This is a genomic window from Pseudoalteromonas sp. DL2-H2.2 (genome assembly GCF_021532535.1).
Lineage (GTDB): Bacteria > Pseudomonadota > Gammaproteobacteria > Enterobacterales > Alteromonadaceae > Pseudoalteromonas > Pseudoalteromonas rubra_A.
On sequence record NZ_JAKGBD010000019.1, the window covers coordinates 13,306 to 31,754 of the forward strand.

Consider the following 18,449-nt stretch of genomic DNA (forward strand, 5'->3'; position numbering starts at 1 on the left):
CAACCTGACAGGTTTGGTGCCAGTTCCAACCACAGGGAGTGACTTTGAATAAACTCATCGCCGGACTGTTTGTGTCTCATGACATCATCAGCCGCTTTCTGATCCGCTTTAAACACGGCCTGATGATAACTTGTTTGCTGGGTATCATCGCGTATTTCTGGCAGCAACAGGTGCAGCAGACGGCCCAATATCAGCGCCTGTTACTCGACCCACAAACAGATGATCTGATCTTAATCGACCTCGGGCGCTTCGATGCAAACAGAGTCTACCAGGCCCAGTTTCGCATCACCCAGGTCATTGCTACCAGCGAAGATACGATCACGGTTAAACAAGGACGCTATACCTATGGGCGCAAACGAGATATAAAGCGCGCCATTCAGTTGGACAACCTGATGATCGACAACTATTTCGACCCAGACCCCATTGAGTGGCCAAGAGCCGCACTGACGGATTACTTTGCGCGTAACGCAATCTACGCCATCCACCGACCTAATGATATTTATGTGATGGGCGGCATCGTCAAGCAAAGAGCACTTCCCCGTCTGCACGTGCCGGTGGCAAAATACCGGCTTTCACCAGACAATCAGCGTGGCATTGCCCACTATCAAGTGGGTGAACTATCCGAAGCGCGAGAGGCCTTTGCTGCGGCGGTACATAAGGATGATCATTGGGGGCAATACAATCTGGCCACTATGCTGCTTGAGGGCGAAGGTGGCGAGGCCGACCCTGCACAGGCAATAGCCTTGCTGCGCCAGGCCGCCGCACATGGCAATCACAAAGCCCTGACACTGCTCGATACGCTGTGTCCGGGTAATACAGCTTGTGACTAACGCGCCAGACTAGTTGACTCAGCCGCCGTATCTGGCAGCGCGTTATAATCGCGGATAAAGGCTTCGAATTGCGCTGCGTCACCGGGTTTGGCATGCAAAAAGCCTTGCGTATAATCGCAGCCCAGTTCCTGTAAAAACGCCAGCTGGGCGGGTGTTTCAACCCCTTCAGCAATCACAGTTAGATGAAGCTGGCCAGCCATGGAAATGATGGCACTCACCAGTGCCCTGTCTTCCTCATCGTCAGGTAAATCACGGATGAAGGCGCGGTCTATTTTCAATTTCGAAAGCGGGAAGCGCTTCAGATAACTCAAAGACGAATACCCGGTGCCAAAATCATCAATGGCCAGACCCACCCCCATTGCACGCAAAGTCTCCAGCTGACGCTGAATATGGCCCGAGTTATCTGCCAGTACAGTTTCGGTGATCTCCAGTGTCAATGCCTCGGCCGCCAATCCGGTTTCCTTGAGCACTTTGGCCACCAGACTGGCAATATCCTGGCGCTTAAACTGTGTGCTCGACACATTCACCGACACAAACAAAGACTGACCGGTTTGTGTGATCCAGGATTTGGCCTGCGCACAGGCCTGATACAATACCCACTCGCCGATGGTGATGATCAGCCCAAGTTCCTCGCAGATGGGCACAAAATCAGCCGGTGACACCTGCCCAAGCTGAGGGTTGTGCCAACGCAGTAACGCTTCGCACCCCAGCCGTTGCTGACCAACAATGGGCTGATATGCGAGGTAAAGCTCACGATTTGTCAGCGCACGATGCAGCGCCCCTTCCAGCGCACTGCGTGCTTTGGCATGTTCGTGCATGGCAGAGGTAAAGAACTGAAAACAATTTCGGCCATGGTCTTTTGACTTATACATGGCACTGTCGGCATTTCTGAGCAGCACTTTGCGATCGGCACCATCATCGGGATAAAAGGTGATCCCCATGCTGCCAGACACAAATGCTTCATGGCCTTCGAGAAAAAACGGCTCGCTCAGTACATGCAGGACTTTGCTTGCCAGCTTTTCCATGTCGCTGATCTTGGCCATATCTGGTAGCAAGAGCGCAAACTCATCACCGCCCAGGCGCGCCACCGTGTCTGAATTGCGGGTGCACTCACGGATCCGATTGGCCGCTTCAACTAGCAGCTGATCACCAATATGGTGGCCCAGCGTATCATTTACTGCCTTAAAGCGGTCCAGGTCGATAAAACACACCGCCAGACGGGTTTGCTTTTGCTTGGCCTGAGCCAGGGCCAGGTCAAACTTAGTGTGATAATGATGACGGTTGGCAAGCCCGGTGAGGTTGTCAAAGTTGGCCTGCTGCCACATTAATTGCTCATTGCGCTTACGCGAGGTAATGTCGTTGAACAGCGCGACATACATATCGATTTCGCCGGACGCATCAAATACCGCGGAGACCTGCAACCAGCTTGGGTATACTTCGCCGTTTTTACGCTTGTTCCAGATCTCGCCTTCCCAGTGCCCACGCGCACTCAGCGCGTCATACAGCTGAGCAAAATAGGCAGCATCATGGCGGCCTGAATTAAAAATCGACGGCGTATTTCCCAGCACCTCTTCAGCCGAAAAACCGGTAATATCGGTAAAAGCCTGGTTAACCATTTGAATTTGATTGTCGCGATTAGAGACCAGCACGCCTTCACTGGTGGTTGCAAATACCGTGCTGGCAAGACGCTGCTCTTTTTCGTCCGCCAGGCGCTTGCTGATGTCCTGAATAAGATAAATCGAGCCACTTTGTGTACCGGCACCATCCAGCACCGGCGTTTTGCTGATCTCAACATCCCGTTGCTGACCGGCCAGTATCACCCGGCACTCAATGGGTTCTGCACCAAGTGCTTCGAGGCAGGAGCAACCCTCAAGCACAAACGTCATCGGGCGCCCCTGAATAGCGCCTAAATCGCGCAGCGCAGCCTGATTGGCCGAAGCCACCACATTGCTTGCGTTGGTATAGATAAGGTAATCGCCAATGGCGTTGAAGATGGCACTGAAGCGGTTTTTCTGCAGCTCTGTGCGACGCTTGGCACGGCGCAGGCGCAGCGTAAACATCACCAGCACCAAAATGGACCCGGCCAGGATCGCTATCACACTGCCAAGCAAAACAAGCTGCACTGTGTTGGCGTCTTTCAGCTCTGCGGTTTGCAGCGCCACTTGTTGCTCCAGATTCGACTGATAATGCCATAAGTCTTGCTCCAGGCTGCGCTGTGTGCTGATGTCCTGGATCACCGATAGCAACAAAGGCTGGTCTTGCGCACCACGGAACGGCGCCGAATAAACACTCACAGTACGCACTTCATCATTGGCAAGCTGATGCTGAAAGATAAAGTAGTTGCGGCCTTCACTGAGCGCAGACATGCGCTCCTGCTCAACCTGCTGGGCTGAAAACTGATTGATCTGCTGGATCTGCATGGTTTCCAGCTGTGTTTTGTCATAGCCATAAAACAGTGCCGCCGCCTCATTGGCCTGGACGATGTCGCCAGATTTGGGCTCAATGATCAGCATTACCGCACTGTGTTGCTCAAATGCACTCATTGGCAAAGAGGACGCCGCCTCGCTGTCCATTGCAAACAATGAGGTCCAAATGGCAATACATGAGCTGGCTACTATGGTTGTTATTTTCAAGCCGCCTCCAAACAAATACTGCGCAATGCGTCCGACTATAACTGAAAGCCAAAAGCAAAGATATATGAGGACTAAGGACTATTGCGCCGAATCAATTAATTCTACTGTTAGCATAATAGTAGTTAATAAAGTTGCAATGCACACTCAGTGTCTCCGGGTAAACCAGACGGGCACGGCGAACGTAAATACCTGTTCTACCTCTGGCGACTTGTTATACTAGCGCCATCAACTCTGAGTAGCCCAAGATAGTGATGAAATATAAAGATTTGAGAGAATTTATTGCCCTGCTGGAAAAACAGGGTGAGCTGGTGCGGGTCAGCCAGCCCATTTCCACCAAACTGGAAATGACCGAAATTGCCGATCGTACATTGCGCGCCGGGGGACCTGCCATCCTGTTTGAAAATCCCATAGGCTTTGATATGCCGGTGCTGGCCAACTTGTTCGGCACCCCCAAACGAGTGGCGATGGGCATGGGCCAGGATGATGTCGGCGAATTACGCGAAGTCGGTAAACTGCTGGCATTTTTGAAAGAGCCAGAGCCCCCGAAAGGCATCAAAGAAGCGCTTGGCCAGATCCCGGTGTTTAAGCAAGTGCTCAATATGCCAACTAAGGAGCTGAAAAAAGCCCCCTGCCAGCAAGTGGTATTGCAAGGGGATGAGGTGGATCTCACCCGCCTGCCCATTCAACATTGCTGGCCCGGTGATGCCGCGCCGTTGATCACCTGGGGCCTGACGGTCACCCGTGGACCCCATAAAAAACGTCAGAATCTGGGCATTTATCGTCAGCAGCTACTCGGCAAAAACAAGATCATTATGCGCTGGTTGTCGCACCGTGGCGGGGCACTGGATTTTCAGGAGTGGTGCCAGCAAAACCCGGGCGAACCGTATCCCGTGTCGGTTGCACTCGGCGCCGATCCGGCCACCATCCTGGGCGCAGTAACGCCGGTGCCCGATACCCTCAGCGAGTATGCCTTTGCAGGTCTGCTGCGGGGCAGTAAAACCGAGGTTGTAAAGTCTATTTCTAATGACCTTCAGGTGCCGGCCACTGCAGAGATCATTCTCGAAGGCTACATTCAACCGGGCGAGACAGCACCGGAAGGCCCTTATGGCGATCACACTGGTTATTATAATGAAGTCGATGACTTCCCGGTCATGACGGTGACCCATATCACACATCGTGAAAATCCCATTTATCACAGCACCTACACCGGCCGACCACCCGATGAGCCAGCTATTTTGGGCGTTGCACTGAACGAAGTGTTCGTGCCCATATTGCAAAAGCAATTTCCTGAAATTGTCGATTTCTACCTGCCACCAGAAGGCTGCTCTTACCGCATGGCGGTGGTGACGATGAAGAAACAATATCCGGGCCACGCCAAACGTGTGATGCTGGGCGTATGGTCCTTCCTGCGTCAGTTTATGTACACCAAGTTTGTGATTGTCTGCGATGATGACGTCAATGCCAGAGACTGGAACGATGTGATCTGGGCAATCACTACGCGGATGGACCCCGCCAGAGACACCACTATGATAGAAAATACGCCGATTGATTACCTCGACTTTGCGTCGCCGGTATCGGGCCTTGGCTCTAAAATGGGGATGGATGCCACCAACAAATGGCCGGGTGAAACCGACCGTGAGTGGGGCGAGCCCATTGTGATGGATGAGGCAACCAAGCAACGCGTAGATGACATCTGGGACAGCCTCAAAATCATGAAGCCATAATCAATCTGACAGACTTTTTTCTGGCATGTCGCAATGCATCATGCCGGAATCTGTCTGTCTCGGTGTGAAAGCGGTTACAGGGTAAACGTGAGTGTGCTAAAGTGCACACACTTTCACCACCGTGCTTATTTTCTAAGGTAAAAAATGCAAGTACTTAAAGCCACCGTGGCCGAGATTTCGCCACTGACTGAATACGTATCTAAAGTTGTCTTAACACCGGAGCAGGATGCCGAATTTGCCGCTGGCCATTACCTGCAATTAGTACTGGGTGAAAAAGACAAACGCGCTTTCTCAATCGCAAGCAGCCCGTCAAAGAAAAACGCCCTAGAGCTGCATATTGGCGCTTCGGGCGCCGATTCTTACGCAATGCAGGCGCTGGATCATTTAAAAGCGGCACACACCAGCCAGACTCAGGTAGACCTGGAAGTGGGTCTGGGTGTCTCTCAGGTTCGTCCTGAGCAGGCAAGACCGCTGGTTTTACTGGCGGGCGGTACCGGATTTTCTTACGTCAAATCCATGGCCGACCACCTGGCTGAAATTAACTACGATCAGCCGGTACTGTTTTACTGGGGTGTGAAAGAAGAATCTGCCTTGTATGCCAAAGCGGAAATGGAAGCCTGGGCAAACAGCAGAGCCAACTTCCAGTTTATTCCTGTGGTAGAACATGCCTCAGAGGCCTGGACGGGCCATACCGGTTACGTGCACCAGGCGGTGATGAAAGACATTGTGTCTTTGGAGCCATACAGTGTTTACATGGCGGGTCGCTTTGACATGATTGGCATTGTGCGTGATGACTTCATCACCCACGGCGCCCAGCGCGAATTTATGTTCGCGGATGCATTTGCATTTATCAAGTAATGCACTGTGATGCGCGGTTGCCAGATCGCGCATCAATTCATAAAACCAATCGCTGAGATATAATTAATCCATTTTAAAAATCAATTGCCTTTATCCATACTGACTCTGTCACTTAACAGGAGAACTCATATGGCTAAACAATTTATCGCAGACATCATGTCGACCCAGTTTCCGCTGATCACACCCGAGACCGAAATCACCGACGCCATTGCTCAGCTCGAAAAGTTCGCCCTCTTCGGCGCACCGGTGCAAAATAGCGAAGGTAAACTGGTGGGCTTTATTTCTGAGCAACAATTACTGACGCCGTTACTGCAAAGTAGTTACTTCTGTGATGGTGCCACTGCGGTTGGTCAGCTCATGCGCACAGAGACTCTGTCGGTCAGTCAAACCACGACTGTGGTCGACCTGGCTACACAGATGCAACAGGACAAACCTAAAATTTATCCGGTCATCGAAAATGACAAGGTAATTGCGGTTGTAACCCGCAGCCAGGTGCTCAGTGCACTGAAAGAGAATTACTTAAGCTGCTCAGCACACTGAGCAGCTTAACGCGCAGGGTTAGGCGTATTTTTGCAACAGCGCCTGCTTGTCTGAATCACTTAAGAAGGCAATTTCAATCGCATTCTTTTGCGCCTGAAGAATATCTGACTCACTGAGGCCTGCCAGTGGCGCCGCTTTTTCAAACTCGTTGTCCAGCTCGACCCCTTGTACTGCCGGATCATCGGTGTTGATTGTGGCCAGAATACCGTGGTCCAGGAACTGTTTAAGCGGGTGTGTTTCTATGCTTGCCACTGTGCTGGTCTGTAAGTTGCTGGTCAGGCAAGATTCAATACCAATGCGATTATCGCGCAGATAATCCATCAGTTTAGGATCTTCGATGGCTTTTACGCCATGGCCAATGCGCGTTGCGCCGAGCTCGTTGATCGCCTGCCAGATACTGCTGGCACCTTCCGCTTCTCCGGCATGGATAGTGGCACCCAGATACGCATCGCGTACTTGCTTGAAGTGATCGATAAACAAGGCACCCGGGAAGCCGATTTCATCCCCGGCCAAATCGACCGCGACCAAATCGTTTTTAAACGCCAGCAAGGCATCCAGTTCATACTGGCATTTTTCAACGCCAAAGGTGCGCGACATAATGCCAATCAGATTCACCTGGATATCCTGCCCGCGCGTTGCGGCTTTGATCCCGTCGACCACGGCTTCCACCACGCCCTGCGGATGCAGGTTATGGGTTTTGGCCATGTAATACGGGCTAAAACGCAGCTCAGTGTAATCCATGTTTTGCGCCATGGCGTCTTCGACATTTTCTACGGCAATACGGCGACAGGCATCATAATCTCCCAATACCTTAACGCCCCAGTCCAGCTTTGCCAGAAAGGCCATCAGGTTAGGTGCATTGTCAATGACCTGGACGTGAGGCCTCAGACCTTCTACATCCAGCGCAGGCAATGGCATATTAAACTTCTGACCGAGGTCCAGTATGGTCTCAGCACGGACGTTACCGTCTAAGTGGCGATGTAAATCAAGTAAAGGTAATTTGGTATTGATCATAGGACACCCGGATTGCAGATAAAATTTTTCAGATCATACGCAGCCTAAGTGTAGATTCAAGGACAAATATCCGCAAAGTGACAAATTAAACCCAAACCCCTTCAATGCCAGGTCAATTGGCAGGGAAAATTGGCACAAAAAAACCGGTCGGGCGACCGGTTTTTTTATAAATCTCTTGAGGTTACTGCGTAGCCAACAGGTAGGCTTTATCAAACTGCCTGGTTTTGGCATAAGCCTGCTCTGCCTGCTGCTGCCACAGTGCCTGCCACGGCGATTTTGCCAGTGTATCGAAAATCTTGGCCGCCAGTTCATGCTCTCCTTCGGCATTGGCCAGACACGCCAGACTGAATAATAACTCGGCCTGCTCCGGCTGCTTCTGCAATGCCGCCTGGATCAGTTTGCGTAATTCAGGATCGGAACTGCCAGCATATTGTAAGGCCTCTGCGAGCTGCTGATACTGACCTTTTTTCAGGTATTTTAATAAGTCTCCGCGCACCGCATCAAATTGACCCAAACGCAGCGTCTGTTGAGTCAGTGCCGGAGCAGCCAATGGCCGCAACGCTTTGGGTAAGGCATTAAACGTGGTCTGTGCCGAGCTTTCGTCAATGGCAAACAACGCATGCAGGTACTGTTGCCAGCGCGATTCCGACCAGCCCAGTTGTTTGTGTCTTTGCTGGATCAGTGCCAGTGCTTGCTGCCCTTTACCAGCCTGGAGCAAAGCGTCCAGGTAACTGGCCACAACATTGTCCGAGACTTTTTTCTCGTCCATTTGTGCGCCAAGTAACAACAGTGCTTGTTCTCCCTGGTTCGCTTCCAGCCACAACCTGGCCACCTGACCTTGTGCCTCTGGAGACATCGCCTGTAACTGTGCCAATGCCTGAGCCGGCTGTTGCTGCTGCAATGCAACCCGCGCAGCCATTGCACGCTGCTGATCCTGCCACTGGTTTGGTAAATCAGCGATGCTCAGGGCCTGCTGTAATTGTTCGTCATCGCCATTGATACATGCCCACAGCGCAGCTTCAAACGCCTGTTGCTGACGCTTGCTTCTACGGCCTTTCAACCAGCCACGACTGCGGGCAAATGCCCGCCACAAAGTGCCGGCCAGGTTTAACAGCAAAGACCCCAGCAGCAGCGCAAAAATCAGTATGACACCGAGTGCAAACAGGGAGGTTTCTATGGTGTAGTTGTTCACCGCAACCAGTAAGTAGCCTTTTTCATCGATCAGCAAGTGGCCCGCCGCCAGCACACCCAGCAGCACCATGACTGAGATCAGAGTGCGTGTCATTGTAACCACTCCTTCACCGCCTGCGGGGTTTGTAGCTCAAGCACGCCTTGCGTTGCAAACTCTTGCTGCTGTAATACTTTCAGGCCGGTTTGCATTGCCGCCACCGCACTGTTCTGGGTACGGTAATAACGCGCTAAGGTCGCGCTTGCCCCTTCCAGGGCGGTGAAATAAACACTTTGCTGATGCTGCATCAGGGCCGTCTGCGCCTGACGTAAATAACTGCTCAGCTGGGCCCGAATAAGCTGCTGCTCTTCACCGTCCAGTAGCGGATCGATGACAGGTTTATCATGCGAGCGCACCTTAATAAACTGATCCTGAATTTTGAGCCAGGAGCGCCAGGCATTGGCTTTCCAATCACTCACCTGCTCGGTCAGCTCACTGCGCTCACTGTGTTGCTGCGCCGGTTTGGTCATCACCTGTAACGGTAATTTGTCAGCCTGGCTAATATAGCCATGCAAGTCCAGATAGAGCGCTTCTTGCTGAGGTTTCGGCTGCGCTTTGAGCAGGGCAAGATCGGCAGCAATCGCGGTTTGCACCGCCGTTGTATTGCTTTGCGAACGTACCAGATCATGCAAACGCGTGAGCGTCGCCCCCGCCGCCAGATAGTGACGTTGAATATTGGCCTGAAACTCTGCGCTGCGGATCAGCGCATTGATTTCGGCTTTCTGAGCACCGCCAAGCTGTTTTTTAGCAGCCTGTAATGTGCTTTTCAGCCGCTGCTCCAGCTGTTGAGTTTGCGCACTCAGTTGTTTTTCAACTTGTTGTTCGCGCTGGCTCACCTGCGTATTCAGCGCAGCCAGCGTTTGCTCACTGGCACTCAGAGCCTGGCGCAATTGCTGATTGTCGCGGTTAAGCTGAGCCACAGCCTGCTGGTACTGGGTCAGCTGCTGCTGTCCAAGATAATACACACCCGCAGCACCGGCGCCGGATGCCAACGCCACCAGCAGCGCCAGTACGGCGGTTTTGCTGACTTTGTCTGAAACGGCTGCGGGTTTGGCTGCCTTGCCCGAAGACTGAGGGCCTGAGTGACTTTGTTGTTGTTCTGTCATAGTTCCACCTTGGCGGGGCTGATTATCCATAATGCAGGCCAGTAACGCATCGTTATCTGCCCCTGCACTGATGGCGATTTGTTTGTCTTCAATCGCGTATTGTTCGCGAAGGTATTCAGCACTGCGTTGACTGACCAGATAAAACCGGCGACTACTCAGCCAGTTCAGTAATTCGCTCTGCTGGGTATTAAAAATGGCATCAATGGCCGCATTACTGGTGATCACTATACCGTCAATACCCTGCCTTTGCCAGTGGTCCAACCAGATATCAGAACCAGTCGCAGCCGGGATCCGCTCATACACCACACAATGCGATAGCGAAGCACCACGCTGTTTCAGTATTTGACTGATCAGGGTACGACCGCCACGCCCTTTGACCACCACAACTCGTTTATCTTCAACCTGTTGCAGCTCAGGCAGAGCGAGCAACCCCTCTGAGTCATGTTGCTTTGGCACACGTGCACGGCGACCAAAACAGGCCTCGATGGCGGCTGCGGTCTGCTCGCCTACGGCGAAAAACTGACAATCGGGGGAAAAATCAGGCTGATGCTGTGCCAGATAGTGCACGGCATCCTGAGAAATGAAGATCAGCTGCTCGGCATCCACAATGGGTGCCAGTTCGGCCTCGCTGACAGGCAGTTTTACCAGCTCCAGTACGGGGGTACAGTCACACTGGACCCCCTGCGCTTCAAGCTGCTGTGCCAGCAAGGTTCCTTTGCCGGCCGGGCGGGTGATGGCTAGTTTCACATTAGTTGTCCCGATAAACCTCGGCCAGGATTTGGTCCGCACCTTGTGCCAGCAAAGTCTCGGCCAGGCGGATCCCCAATTGTTCAGCATCCGTGACCGGACCGCTTTGTTCACCGCGTAAGATCTGGCTGCCGTCAACCGCACCCACCAACCCGCGCAGTGTTAGCTGCTCGCCTGCAATTTCGGCAAAGGCACCAATGGGCACCTGACAGCCACCTTCCAGACGACGGTTCATGGCACGCTCTGCCAGTACTCTCATCCGCGTTTCACTGTGCTCCAGTGGGGCCAGCCAGGCCTGAACCTGTGCATCATCACTGCGGCACTCAATCCCAACCGCGCCCTGGCCATTGGCCGGTAGAGAGTCTTCAACGCTGACAAAGCTGGCAATGCGCTCAGCCATTTCCAGTCGGATCAGGCCTGCGGCGGCAAGAATAATGGCATCGAATTCACCGGCATCCAGCTTCGCCAGTCGGGTATTCACATTACCACGTAAGTCTTTGATCACCAGATCCGGGCGCATTGCGCGGATCTGACACTGACGACGCAAGCTGGAGGTGCCCACCACGGCACCCGCCGGCAGGTCAGCCAACGCCTGATAATGGTTCGACACAAACGCATCGCGCGGATCTTCACGCTCACAAATAGTGTGCAGCTCCAACCCTTCAGGGAAATCAACCGGCACGTCTTTCATCGAGTGCACGGCGATATCCGCACGCCCTTCCAGCATAGCCTGCTCCAGCTCTTTTACGAACAAGCCTTTACCGCCAATTTTAGCCAGCGGCGTATCGAGGATTTTATCCCCCTTGGTCGACATAGGTACCAGCTCGACGGTCAGGTCGGCGTGAAACTTTTCCAGTTCGGCTTTTACAAATTCGGCCTGCCACAAGGCCAGCGCACTTTTTCTTGTTGCGATACGCAACACATTATTTTTCGTCGTCATGCTTTACTCAGTCTGCTCACTATTGAGCGGTTGCAATAATTCTAAAGGTTTTTTGTGCCAACAGCTGATCATCAGCGGTGATCACTTCAATGCGCCACTGGCCACTTTGGCTGGGCATTATGTTTTTGCTGGAATAGGTGCGATGGCGGTAGGCACTGATAGCCAGGTCAATCTCTGCCATCAGCTGATCCTGATGAAACCACAAATGGCGGATGGTTTGCCCCTGCAGGCCACGTACTTCGGTAAAGAAATACAACTTATCTGCAAAGGCCGATTGCTCCACGCTGTCTTTGAGTACATTCACCGGCTCGCGGTTGACCACCTCAGTGGTCAGCACTGCGCGGCTGATGTGATTGGTATCCACTTGTGCCGCCATGGCCACGCTGGCTACCTGAGCGTCGTCAGCAAAGCGCTTGGTCGGCTCGTTGCTGGCTTCCTCATCGGTCGTTAGATCCGCACTCTGTGGTGCAACATCGTCACTGCTTTGCTCATCGTCCCGCTCTGCTTCAACCCGGGTGACAGCCGGTACGACAGCTGCCGTCACAACTGCCTGAGTTGGTGGTGCTTCGATGACAAGCTCAGCGACGAATTCATTGGGCGCGGATGCCGCGACACTAACAGGCTCGGGCTCACTGACGGGCGCAGATGTTTCAACACCATCCGGTTGCGGCGCTGGTTGCACAACCGCCTGATAGTCATTCAGTGCCGAGGCTGGTTGCTCATCGGCACTGACCGAATTCACTATCCCATAAAACAAAGCGGCTAAGCCACATGCCGCCACACTGCCAACGGCACCAATTCGGCGCCAGTGATATTGGTAGGTCACGGGCCTGGCTGGGCCTTCGTTTGCTTTGGTTACCGCTGTTTTAATCACAATGCGTTGTGTCATGGGTGTTCACTCTGTTGTCACGTTAACCTGGCCAGTAACCAGGTGCGGATTGCCTCCAGCTCTTCCTGACAAACCTGATGCTGCATCGGGTAATCCTGCCAGCTTACTTCATAGCCTTGTGCTTGTAAGGTTTCAAATGCCTGTTGTCCTGCCATCATCGGCACCACAGGGTCCAGACTGCCATGTGCCATAAACACATTGAGGTCAGTTTGCTGTGCCTCCTGAGCCAGTTTATCCGGGGCACACATGTAGCAAGAGAGCGCCAAAACGCCGCCCAGGCGCGTCTTAAAACGCGGTGCTACGTGCAGCGCCATCACGCCGCCCTGCGAAAATCCAGCCAAAATAATACGCTCCGGTGGTATCCCCACAGCCAGCTCGGCATCAATTAATGCCTCGACCAATTTCGCTGAGTCTCTCACACCGGCCTCGTCGGCTCTTTTATCCAGATCAAAAGATTTGATGTCATACCAGGAGCGCATCACCATGGAGTTGTTCACAGTCACCGGCTGCTCTGGCGCATGCGGGAAAATAAACCGGACACCCAGTTCGGCGGGTAATCTTAGCTCTGGCGCAATAGGCAAAAAGCCATCGCCGGAATCGCCAAGGCCGTGCAGCCAAATCACACTTGCCCTGTGGGTTCCCTGGGCCGGGTATTCTACAAACGGCAGCATCAGTCGTGCTGCCATTCAATACACTGACCCGCCTGGCGGGTTGCGGCATCGCTCATAAACTGCCAGAACTCAGCGCCACTGCGGTTATCAATCCACTGGGTGTCGCGCAATTCAAAGTGATGCCCGTTAAACTTAGTCGCCACCCACACCTGGTGCAGCGGGGCTTGCTTATTAATCACAATTTTACTGCGATCCGGAAAAATGATTTCCAGGATCCCGGATGCCGATTCATAATCCAGGTCCACCTCACAGTCGTCAATTTGTTCCTCAATGGTTAACATTAACGCATCGGCTAACTCGTGATATTCATGATCTGTCATAGCTTGATCCTTACTGTGCAAACCCCGAAAGTCCGCCACTTTGGCGCAATTAAATTTACTTTCTAAGCTGCTTTTTTTACCAATTCTGTTACTCTGCGATTATAAAGGCACTGACATCATTAATCTAATGAAAGCGACACACACTCAATTTAGCCTATTTACCCTGATCTTGACCAGCCTCTTGCTGTTAAGTGGATGCGGTCAGAGTGGGCCTCTATACTTACCCGAGCAACGCGCCCAACCGACCAACGCGCCCGAGCAGGCTCCTCAGCCTGAACAGGATAGCGGATCGTCTGAGGATGCTGATACGAAACAGGAGTCATAAATGGATTTCTTTCACTATCAGGATAATCAACTCCATGCTGAGCAGGTCGCCATCCGTGACATCGCCGAAAACTATGGCACGCCCTGTTATGTGTATTCCCGAAAGACGCTGGAGCGTCACTATCATGCGTTCACCGACGCGGCACAGGGACACCCTCACCTGGTTTGTTATGCCGTCAAGGCCAACAGCAACCTGGCTGTGCTGAATGTCTTGGCCAGATTGGGCGCCGGATTTGATATTGTCTCTCAGGGGGAGCTGGCGCGGGTTCTCAAAGCGGGCGGCTCCCCGGCCAAAATCGTGTTTTCCGGCGTTGCCAAAACGGCTCAGGAAATCGCTTTTGCGCTCAAAACAGGCATCAAGTGTTTTAACGTAGAGTCTGCCGCTGAATTGCGTCGCATCAGTGAGGTTGCCAGTGAGCTTGAGCTGCTCGCGCCCATTTCTATTCGGGTTAATCCGGATATAGATGCCAAAACACACCCGTATATTTCCACCGGGCTGAAAGAGAATAAATTCGGTATCGACATTAAAGAAGCCTTTAATGTTTATCAGCTGGCATGTGCCCTGCCCGGCATCAAAGTCGTAGGCATCGACTTCCACATTGGCTCACAGTTAACTGAAGTTGCGCCCTTTATTGCCGCGCTGGACAAAGTGCTGGCGCTGGTCAACACGCTTGAGTCGGCCGGTATTACCTTGCAGCACCTGGATATTGGTGGCGGTCTGGGTGTGCCCTACGACAGCGAAAAACCACCCCACCCCAGCGCATATGCCGCTGAGGTCAAGGCACGACTTGCCGACTATCAACATCTGGAGCTGATCTTTGAACCAGGCCGTGCCATTGCAGCGAATGCTGGCATACTGGTTACCAAAGTGGAATACCTGAAACCGACCAAAGACAAGCATTTTGCGATCGTCGATGCGGGCATGAACGACATGCTGCGCCCTTCGCTATATCAGGCGTGGCAGCAGATCATTGCGGTCGCCCCAAGACAGGACGATACACCCTTGCATACCTATGATGTTGTAGGGCCTGTTTGTGAGACCGGAGATTTTATCGGCAAAGACCGACCGCTCGCGATTCAGCCCGGAGACTTGTTGGCACAACGCGGCGCCGGGGCCTATGGCTTTACCATGAGCTCAAATTACAACTCACGCCCGCGCATTGCAGAAATCATGGTCGATGGCGATACTTGCCACCTGATCCGCCAACGAGAAACGCTGGAATCGCTGTGGCAGGGCGAGCAAGTGCTTCCGTAATAGCGCACGGCGTGGCAAAGTAAGGGTATCACAATCATAAAATAGGTGCGTGCATACACAGCGCGACACCAAAATAGATAAGGCTTTATGTTTGTAAATTTTTCAAAGATGCATGGTTTGGGCAATGACTTCGTGGTCGTGGATAACGTGACCCAGAATGTCTTTTTGTCGCGGGACCAGATCCGTAAACTGGCACACCGCAATTTTGGCATCGGATTCGACCAGCTACTGTTGGTTGAACCGCCCTATTCGCCCGACCTGGACTTTCATTATCGTATATTCAATGCCGACGGCACCGAAGTAGAACAATGTGGCAATGGCGCACGCTGCTTCGCCCGCTTTGTCCGCATGAAGGGCCTGACCAACAAACACAAAGTGAGCGTGTCCACGAAAGGCGGCAATATTACGCTGTTTACCGAAAAAGACGGCCAGGTCACCGTGAATATGGGCAAACCCGAATTTGCGCCTGCACAGGTGCCATTTAAGGCAAAACAGCAAGAACAAACCTATATTCTGCGCGCCGAAGAACATACGGTGTTTTGTGGTGTGGTTTCTATGGGGAATCCGCATTGCGTGATTGAGGTCGAAGACATTGAGCAGGCAGATGTGAACACGCTGGGACCGCTGCTGGAAACCCATGAGCGCTTTCCAAAACGTGCTAATATTGGCTTTATGCAGATCATTAACCGTGAACATATCAAACTGCGTGTCTGGGAGCGGGGCGCCGCAGAAACCCTGGCATGTGGCAGTGGCGCTTGCGCTGCCGCAGTCGTCGGCATAGCGCAGGATAAACTGGCCAGCACAGTGCGTGTTGACCTGCCCGGAGGCAGTATTCAGGTGCGCTGGAATGGCCCAGGCCAGAGCGTTAAAATGACTGGCCCTGCAGAACACGTCTTTGACGGACAAATTGCGTTATGAGCCACTCAGAAGGTCCACTGACACACCAGCTGGTGCAGGACTTTCTGCACCAGCATCCCGATTTTTTGCTAGCGCACCCGTATCTGTTGCTGGAGCTGAACCTGTACAGCGATACCCAGGGCGCGCCTAACCTGGCACTGTTACAGCAACGTACTTTGCGTGAACAAAATCAGCAGCTGCAAAAGCAAATTGCGCAGATGGTCGCGCACGCACAAGAAAATGAACAGATTTATCGTTTGTTCAGTGAGTGTCAGCGACGCCTGTGGCAATGTCAGGATGTGTCAGCCCTGACCGAGCTGTTGAGTCAGGAGTTAACCCAACTGCCTAACGTCAATCACTGCCAGCTGGTTAACCTCAGTGACGACAGTGAGCAAGCCCGTGCAGTGAATGCGCTCAGGCACAGCCGCTTAAAAGACAGCAATGGTTATCAGGGCCGCCTGAATCAGGCAGAACGCACCGGCCTGGTCGAAGACGAACAATGTCAGTCGTTTGCGTTATATACACTGGGCGACAAGGATAACCCGCAGGCCGTGTTATTGTTTGCCAGTCATTGCGCCGATCATTTTGCCCCTGGTAACGGCTCGCTGTTTGTCAGTGAGCTAGTGTCTTCTTTGCAACTTAGATTGCAGCATCTGGCATGAGTAAGCCACACCTGGATGTGGATCCAAGCGAGCTTGGGCCGGGCTGGCTGGAGCCGATTGCCGACTTTGCCAATTACCTGAAATTTGAACGTCAGTACTCAGCCCACACCCTGGGACAGTATCACCGCCAGTTATTGCAGGCGGCAGCTTTTTTTGCCCCCCACTGTGAGCACTGGCTGGCAGTCAGCAGTGAGCTGGTCAGGCGCTACTCAATGCAGCTGCGCACCCGCCAATACAACCCGCGCAGTATCAATCTAAAACTCAGCTGTGTGCGCAGCTTATACAAGTTTTTGCAGCACAAACACGCTACAGATCAAGACGCCTACAACCCGGTCCAGGGGCTACGTGGACCAAAATTTCAAAAGCCGCTGCCAAAAAGCCTCGATGTGGATCAGATGGCGCAACTGCTAGACATTGCAGATGACGATGCGCTCGCAGTGCGCGACAAGGCCATGATGGAGCTGATGTATTCCAGCGGACTGCGAGTAAGCGAGCTGGTCAATGCCAACCTGCACGATATCCGCGATGGTGAAATACGAGTGCTGGGTAAGGGCAATAAAGAGCGGGTTGTGCCCGTGGGCGGTAAGGCCCTGGAGGCCATTGCACTGTGGTTAAAATATCGTCCTTTGTTCGCCCCTGCTGATGAGCCGGCACTGTTTGTCAGCAAACGCAAAACCCGCATCTCGGCCCGTCACGTGCGTGCCAGAATGCAGGAATGGGGGGTCCGCCAGGGTATTACCGGTACCATTCACCCCCACAAATTGCGTCACTCCTTTGCCACCCACTTACTCGAATCCAGTGGCGATCTACGGGCCATCCAGGAAATGCTGGGCCACACCAGCCTGTCGGCAACTCAGGTCTATACCCATGTCGACTTTGGTCATCTTGCCAAAGTGTATGACAACGCCCATCCCCGAGCCCGCAAACAACGTAAAGACTAAGTAGGCCTGAAGCGTTTCTTTAGGTACACTCTGGCAAACTTGAACAACTGAGAGGTGTTATGCGATTTAACCGTGCTATTGATAAGATCCAGGTACTGAGCTTCGACCTGGACGATACTTTGTATAACAACCACCCTATCATTGCGAATGCGGTGCAGGCAATGAACGACTACGTGAATGCACTAGCGCCCTGGCGTGCCCAGGGTCCACAATTTTGGCTCGAATGCCGCCAGCACGTTGCCACCGAGCAAAGCGAGCTCACCAATGACGTTACCCGCTGGCGTCAGGCTGCACTGCGCTATGGCTTACAGCAAGCCGGGTTTAGCGATGCAGACGTTGAGCAACATGCCGATGCTGCTTATCAGGCGTTCGCAACCGCACGCAGTCAGATTGAGGTTAGCGCATCGGTCTTGGCGCTGCTGGCGCGTTTGAGCAAGCGCTTCCGGTTGATTGCCATCACTAATGGCAATGTTGAGGTAGAGCGCTTCAACCTCGCCGGTCAGTTCGAACAGGTGTTTATGGCAGGGCGAGATGGCCGTGCTAAGCCCCATGCCGACCTGTTTGACGCCGCCTGTCAGTACTGCGCTGTGGCGCCGCACCAGATACTGCACATAGGTGACAGCCTGGATACGGATGTGCAAGGTGCCAACCTGGCTGGATGTCGCAGTGTTTGGCTAAACAATCAGGATGTTGCCTACCGTTATCAGGGTCTCGCCGACATTGAAATTGGTGATATCCATGCCCTGTCATTACTGCTGAAATAACCTCTGCGCAGGGCATTTCCTCTCGGTCGAAGGCCAACTGACTTCGGTTGCAAATTTTTAACAAATCACGTACTAATAAGACTTTCGGATAATAAAACAACAATCG

The 18,449-nt window shown here is 52.9% G+C and carries 18 protein-coding genes; 10 read left to right on the top strand and 8 right to left on the bottom strand.

Translation table 11 applies throughout. The features are described 5' to 3' along the window. Window positions 1-44 precede the first annotated feature (44 nt). Window positions 45-830: a tetratricopeptide repeat protein gene (locus L1285_RS21425; protein ID WP_235414263.1), complete on the top strand. Its 786-nt coding sequence runs from the start codon at window positions 45-47 to the stop codon at window positions 828-830. Here L1285_RS21425 and L1285_RS21430 read toward each other — a convergent pair. Further along, window positions 827-3,463, bottom strand: a complete 2,637-nt coding sequence (locus tag L1285_RS21430; RefSeq protein ID WP_235414264.1) for a sensor domain-containing protein — start codon at window positions 3,461-3,463, stop codon at window positions 827-829. The genes L1285_RS21425 and L1285_RS21430 overlap by 4 nt on opposite strands. A gap of 251 nt (window positions 3,464-3,714) precedes the next feature. Here L1285_RS21430 and ubiD point away from each other — a divergent pair, with 251 nt between their 5' ends. The 3 genes from ubiD (at window position 3,715) to L1285_RS21445 (ending at window position 6,585) form a co-directional block, all read left to right on the top strand. Beyond that, window positions 3,715-5,187 (top strand): 4-hydroxy-3-polyprenylbenzoate decarboxylase, encoded by a 1,473-nt coding sequence (gene ubiD / locus L1285_RS21435; RefSeq protein ID WP_046005857.1) that lies wholly within the window; start codon window positions 3,715-3,717, stop codon window positions 5,185-5,187. Window positions 5,188-5,331: 144 nt separating this feature from the next. Further along, window positions 5,332-6,045 carry an NAD(P)H-flavin reductase gene (gene fre / locus L1285_RS21440; protein WP_235414265.1) on the top strand — a complete coding sequence of 238 codons (714 nt, stop codon included), beginning with the start codon at window positions 5,332-5,334 and terminating at the stop codon, window positions 6,043-6,045. A 129-nt stretch (window positions 6,046-6,174) separates the two neighbouring features. Then, entirely contained in the window at window positions 6,175-6,585 is a 411-nt protein-coding gene (locus tag L1285_RS21445; protein WP_046005859.1) for a CBS domain-containing protein, read from the top strand. Window positions 6,586-6,603: 18 nt separating this feature from the next. Here L1285_RS21445 and add read toward each other — a convergent pair whose 3' ends face one another. The 7 genes from add to cyaY form a co-directional block, all read right to left on the bottom strand. Next, complete coding sequence (gene add, locus L1285_RS21450; RefSeq protein WP_125783704.1) at window positions 6,604-7,599, bottom strand: adenosine deaminase; 996 nt, start codon at window positions 7,597-7,599, stop codon at window positions 6,604-6,606. A gap of 181 nt (window positions 7,600-7,780) precedes the next feature. After that, window positions 7,781-8,884, bottom strand: coding sequence for a heme biosynthesis HemY N-terminal domain-containing protein (locus L1285_RS21455; protein ID WP_235414266.1), 1,104 nt, complete (start codon window positions 8,882-8,884; stop codon window positions 7,781-7,783). Further along, window positions 8,881-10,680 (bottom strand): uroporphyrinogen-III C-methyltransferase, encoded by a 1,800-nt coding sequence (locus tag L1285_RS21460; protein ID WP_235414267.1) that lies wholly within the window; start codon window positions 10,678-10,680, stop codon window positions 8,881-8,883. Before L1285_RS21460 ends, L1285_RS21455 begins: the two co-directional genes overlap by 4 nt. Before the next feature lies 1 nt (window position 10,681). Next, window positions 10,682-11,620, bottom strand: a complete 939-nt coding sequence (hemC, locus tag L1285_RS21465) for a hydroxymethylbilane synthase (RefSeq protein ID WP_235414268.1) — start codon at window positions 11,618-11,620, stop codon at window positions 10,682-10,684. 19 nt (window positions 11,621-11,639) lie between these two features. Then, window positions 11,640-12,509 carry a DUF2914 domain-containing protein gene (locus L1285_RS21470; RefSeq protein ID WP_235414269.1) on the bottom strand — a complete coding sequence of 290 codons (870 nt, stop codon included), beginning with the start codon at window positions 12,507-12,509 and terminating at the stop codon, window positions 11,640-11,642. 17 nt (window positions 12,510-12,526) lie between these two features. After that, the gene (locus tag L1285_RS21475) at window positions 12,527-13,180 is read right to left on the bottom strand and encodes an alpha/beta hydrolase (RefSeq protein ID WP_235414312.1); all 654 of its coding nucleotides are present in this window, start codon (window positions 13,178-13,180) and stop codon (window positions 12,527-12,529) included. Then, window positions 13,180-13,500: an iron donor protein CyaY gene (cyaY, locus tag L1285_RS21480; RefSeq protein ID WP_235414270.1), complete on the bottom strand. Its 321-nt coding sequence runs from the start codon at window positions 13,498-13,500 to the stop codon at window positions 13,180-13,182. Before cyaY ends, L1285_RS21475 begins: the two co-directional genes overlap by 1 nt. 127 nt (window positions 13,501-13,627) lie before the next feature. Here cyaY and lptM point away from each other — a divergent pair, with 127 nt between their 5' ends. The 6 genes from lptM (at window position 13,628) to L1285_RS21510 (ending at window position 18,343) form a co-directional block, all read left to right on the top strand. Beyond that, the gene (gene lptM / locus L1285_RS21485) at window positions 13,628-13,825 is read left to right on the top strand and encodes an LPS translocon maturation chaperone LptM (protein WP_125721501.1); all 198 of its coding nucleotides are present in this window, start codon (window positions 13,628-13,630) and stop codon (window positions 13,823-13,825) included. Continuing rightward, on the top strand, window positions 13,826-15,079 hold the full coding sequence (lysA, locus tag L1285_RS21490) for a diaminopimelate decarboxylase (RefSeq protein WP_235414271.1): 1,254 nt from the start codon (window positions 13,826-13,828) through the stop codon (window positions 15,077-15,079). An 87-nt stretch (window positions 15,080-15,166) separates the two neighbouring features. Further along, window positions 15,167-15,997 (top strand): diaminopimelate epimerase, encoded by an 831-nt coding sequence (gene dapF / locus L1285_RS21495; RefSeq protein WP_130244944.1) that lies wholly within the window; start codon window positions 15,167-15,169, stop codon window positions 15,995-15,997. Then, window positions 15,994-16,638 (top strand): DUF484 family protein, encoded by a 645-nt coding sequence (locus L1285_RS21500; RefSeq protein WP_235414272.1) that lies wholly within the window; start codon window positions 15,994-15,996, stop codon window positions 16,636-16,638. Before dapF ends, L1285_RS21500 begins: the two co-directional genes overlap by 4 nt. After that, the gene (locus tag L1285_RS21505; protein ID WP_235414273.1) at window positions 16,635-17,579 is read left to right on the top strand and encodes a tyrosine recombinase XerC; all 945 of its coding nucleotides are present in this window, start codon (window positions 16,635-16,637) and stop codon (window positions 17,577-17,579) included. Before L1285_RS21500 ends, L1285_RS21505 begins: the two co-directional genes overlap by 4 nt. Before the next feature lie 59 nt (window positions 17,580-17,638). Next, window positions 17,639-18,343, top strand: coding sequence for an HAD-IA family hydrolase (locus L1285_RS21510; RefSeq protein ID WP_235414274.1), 705 nt, complete (start codon window positions 17,639-17,641; stop codon window positions 18,341-18,343). Window positions 18,344-18,449: the final 106 nt, after the last annotated feature.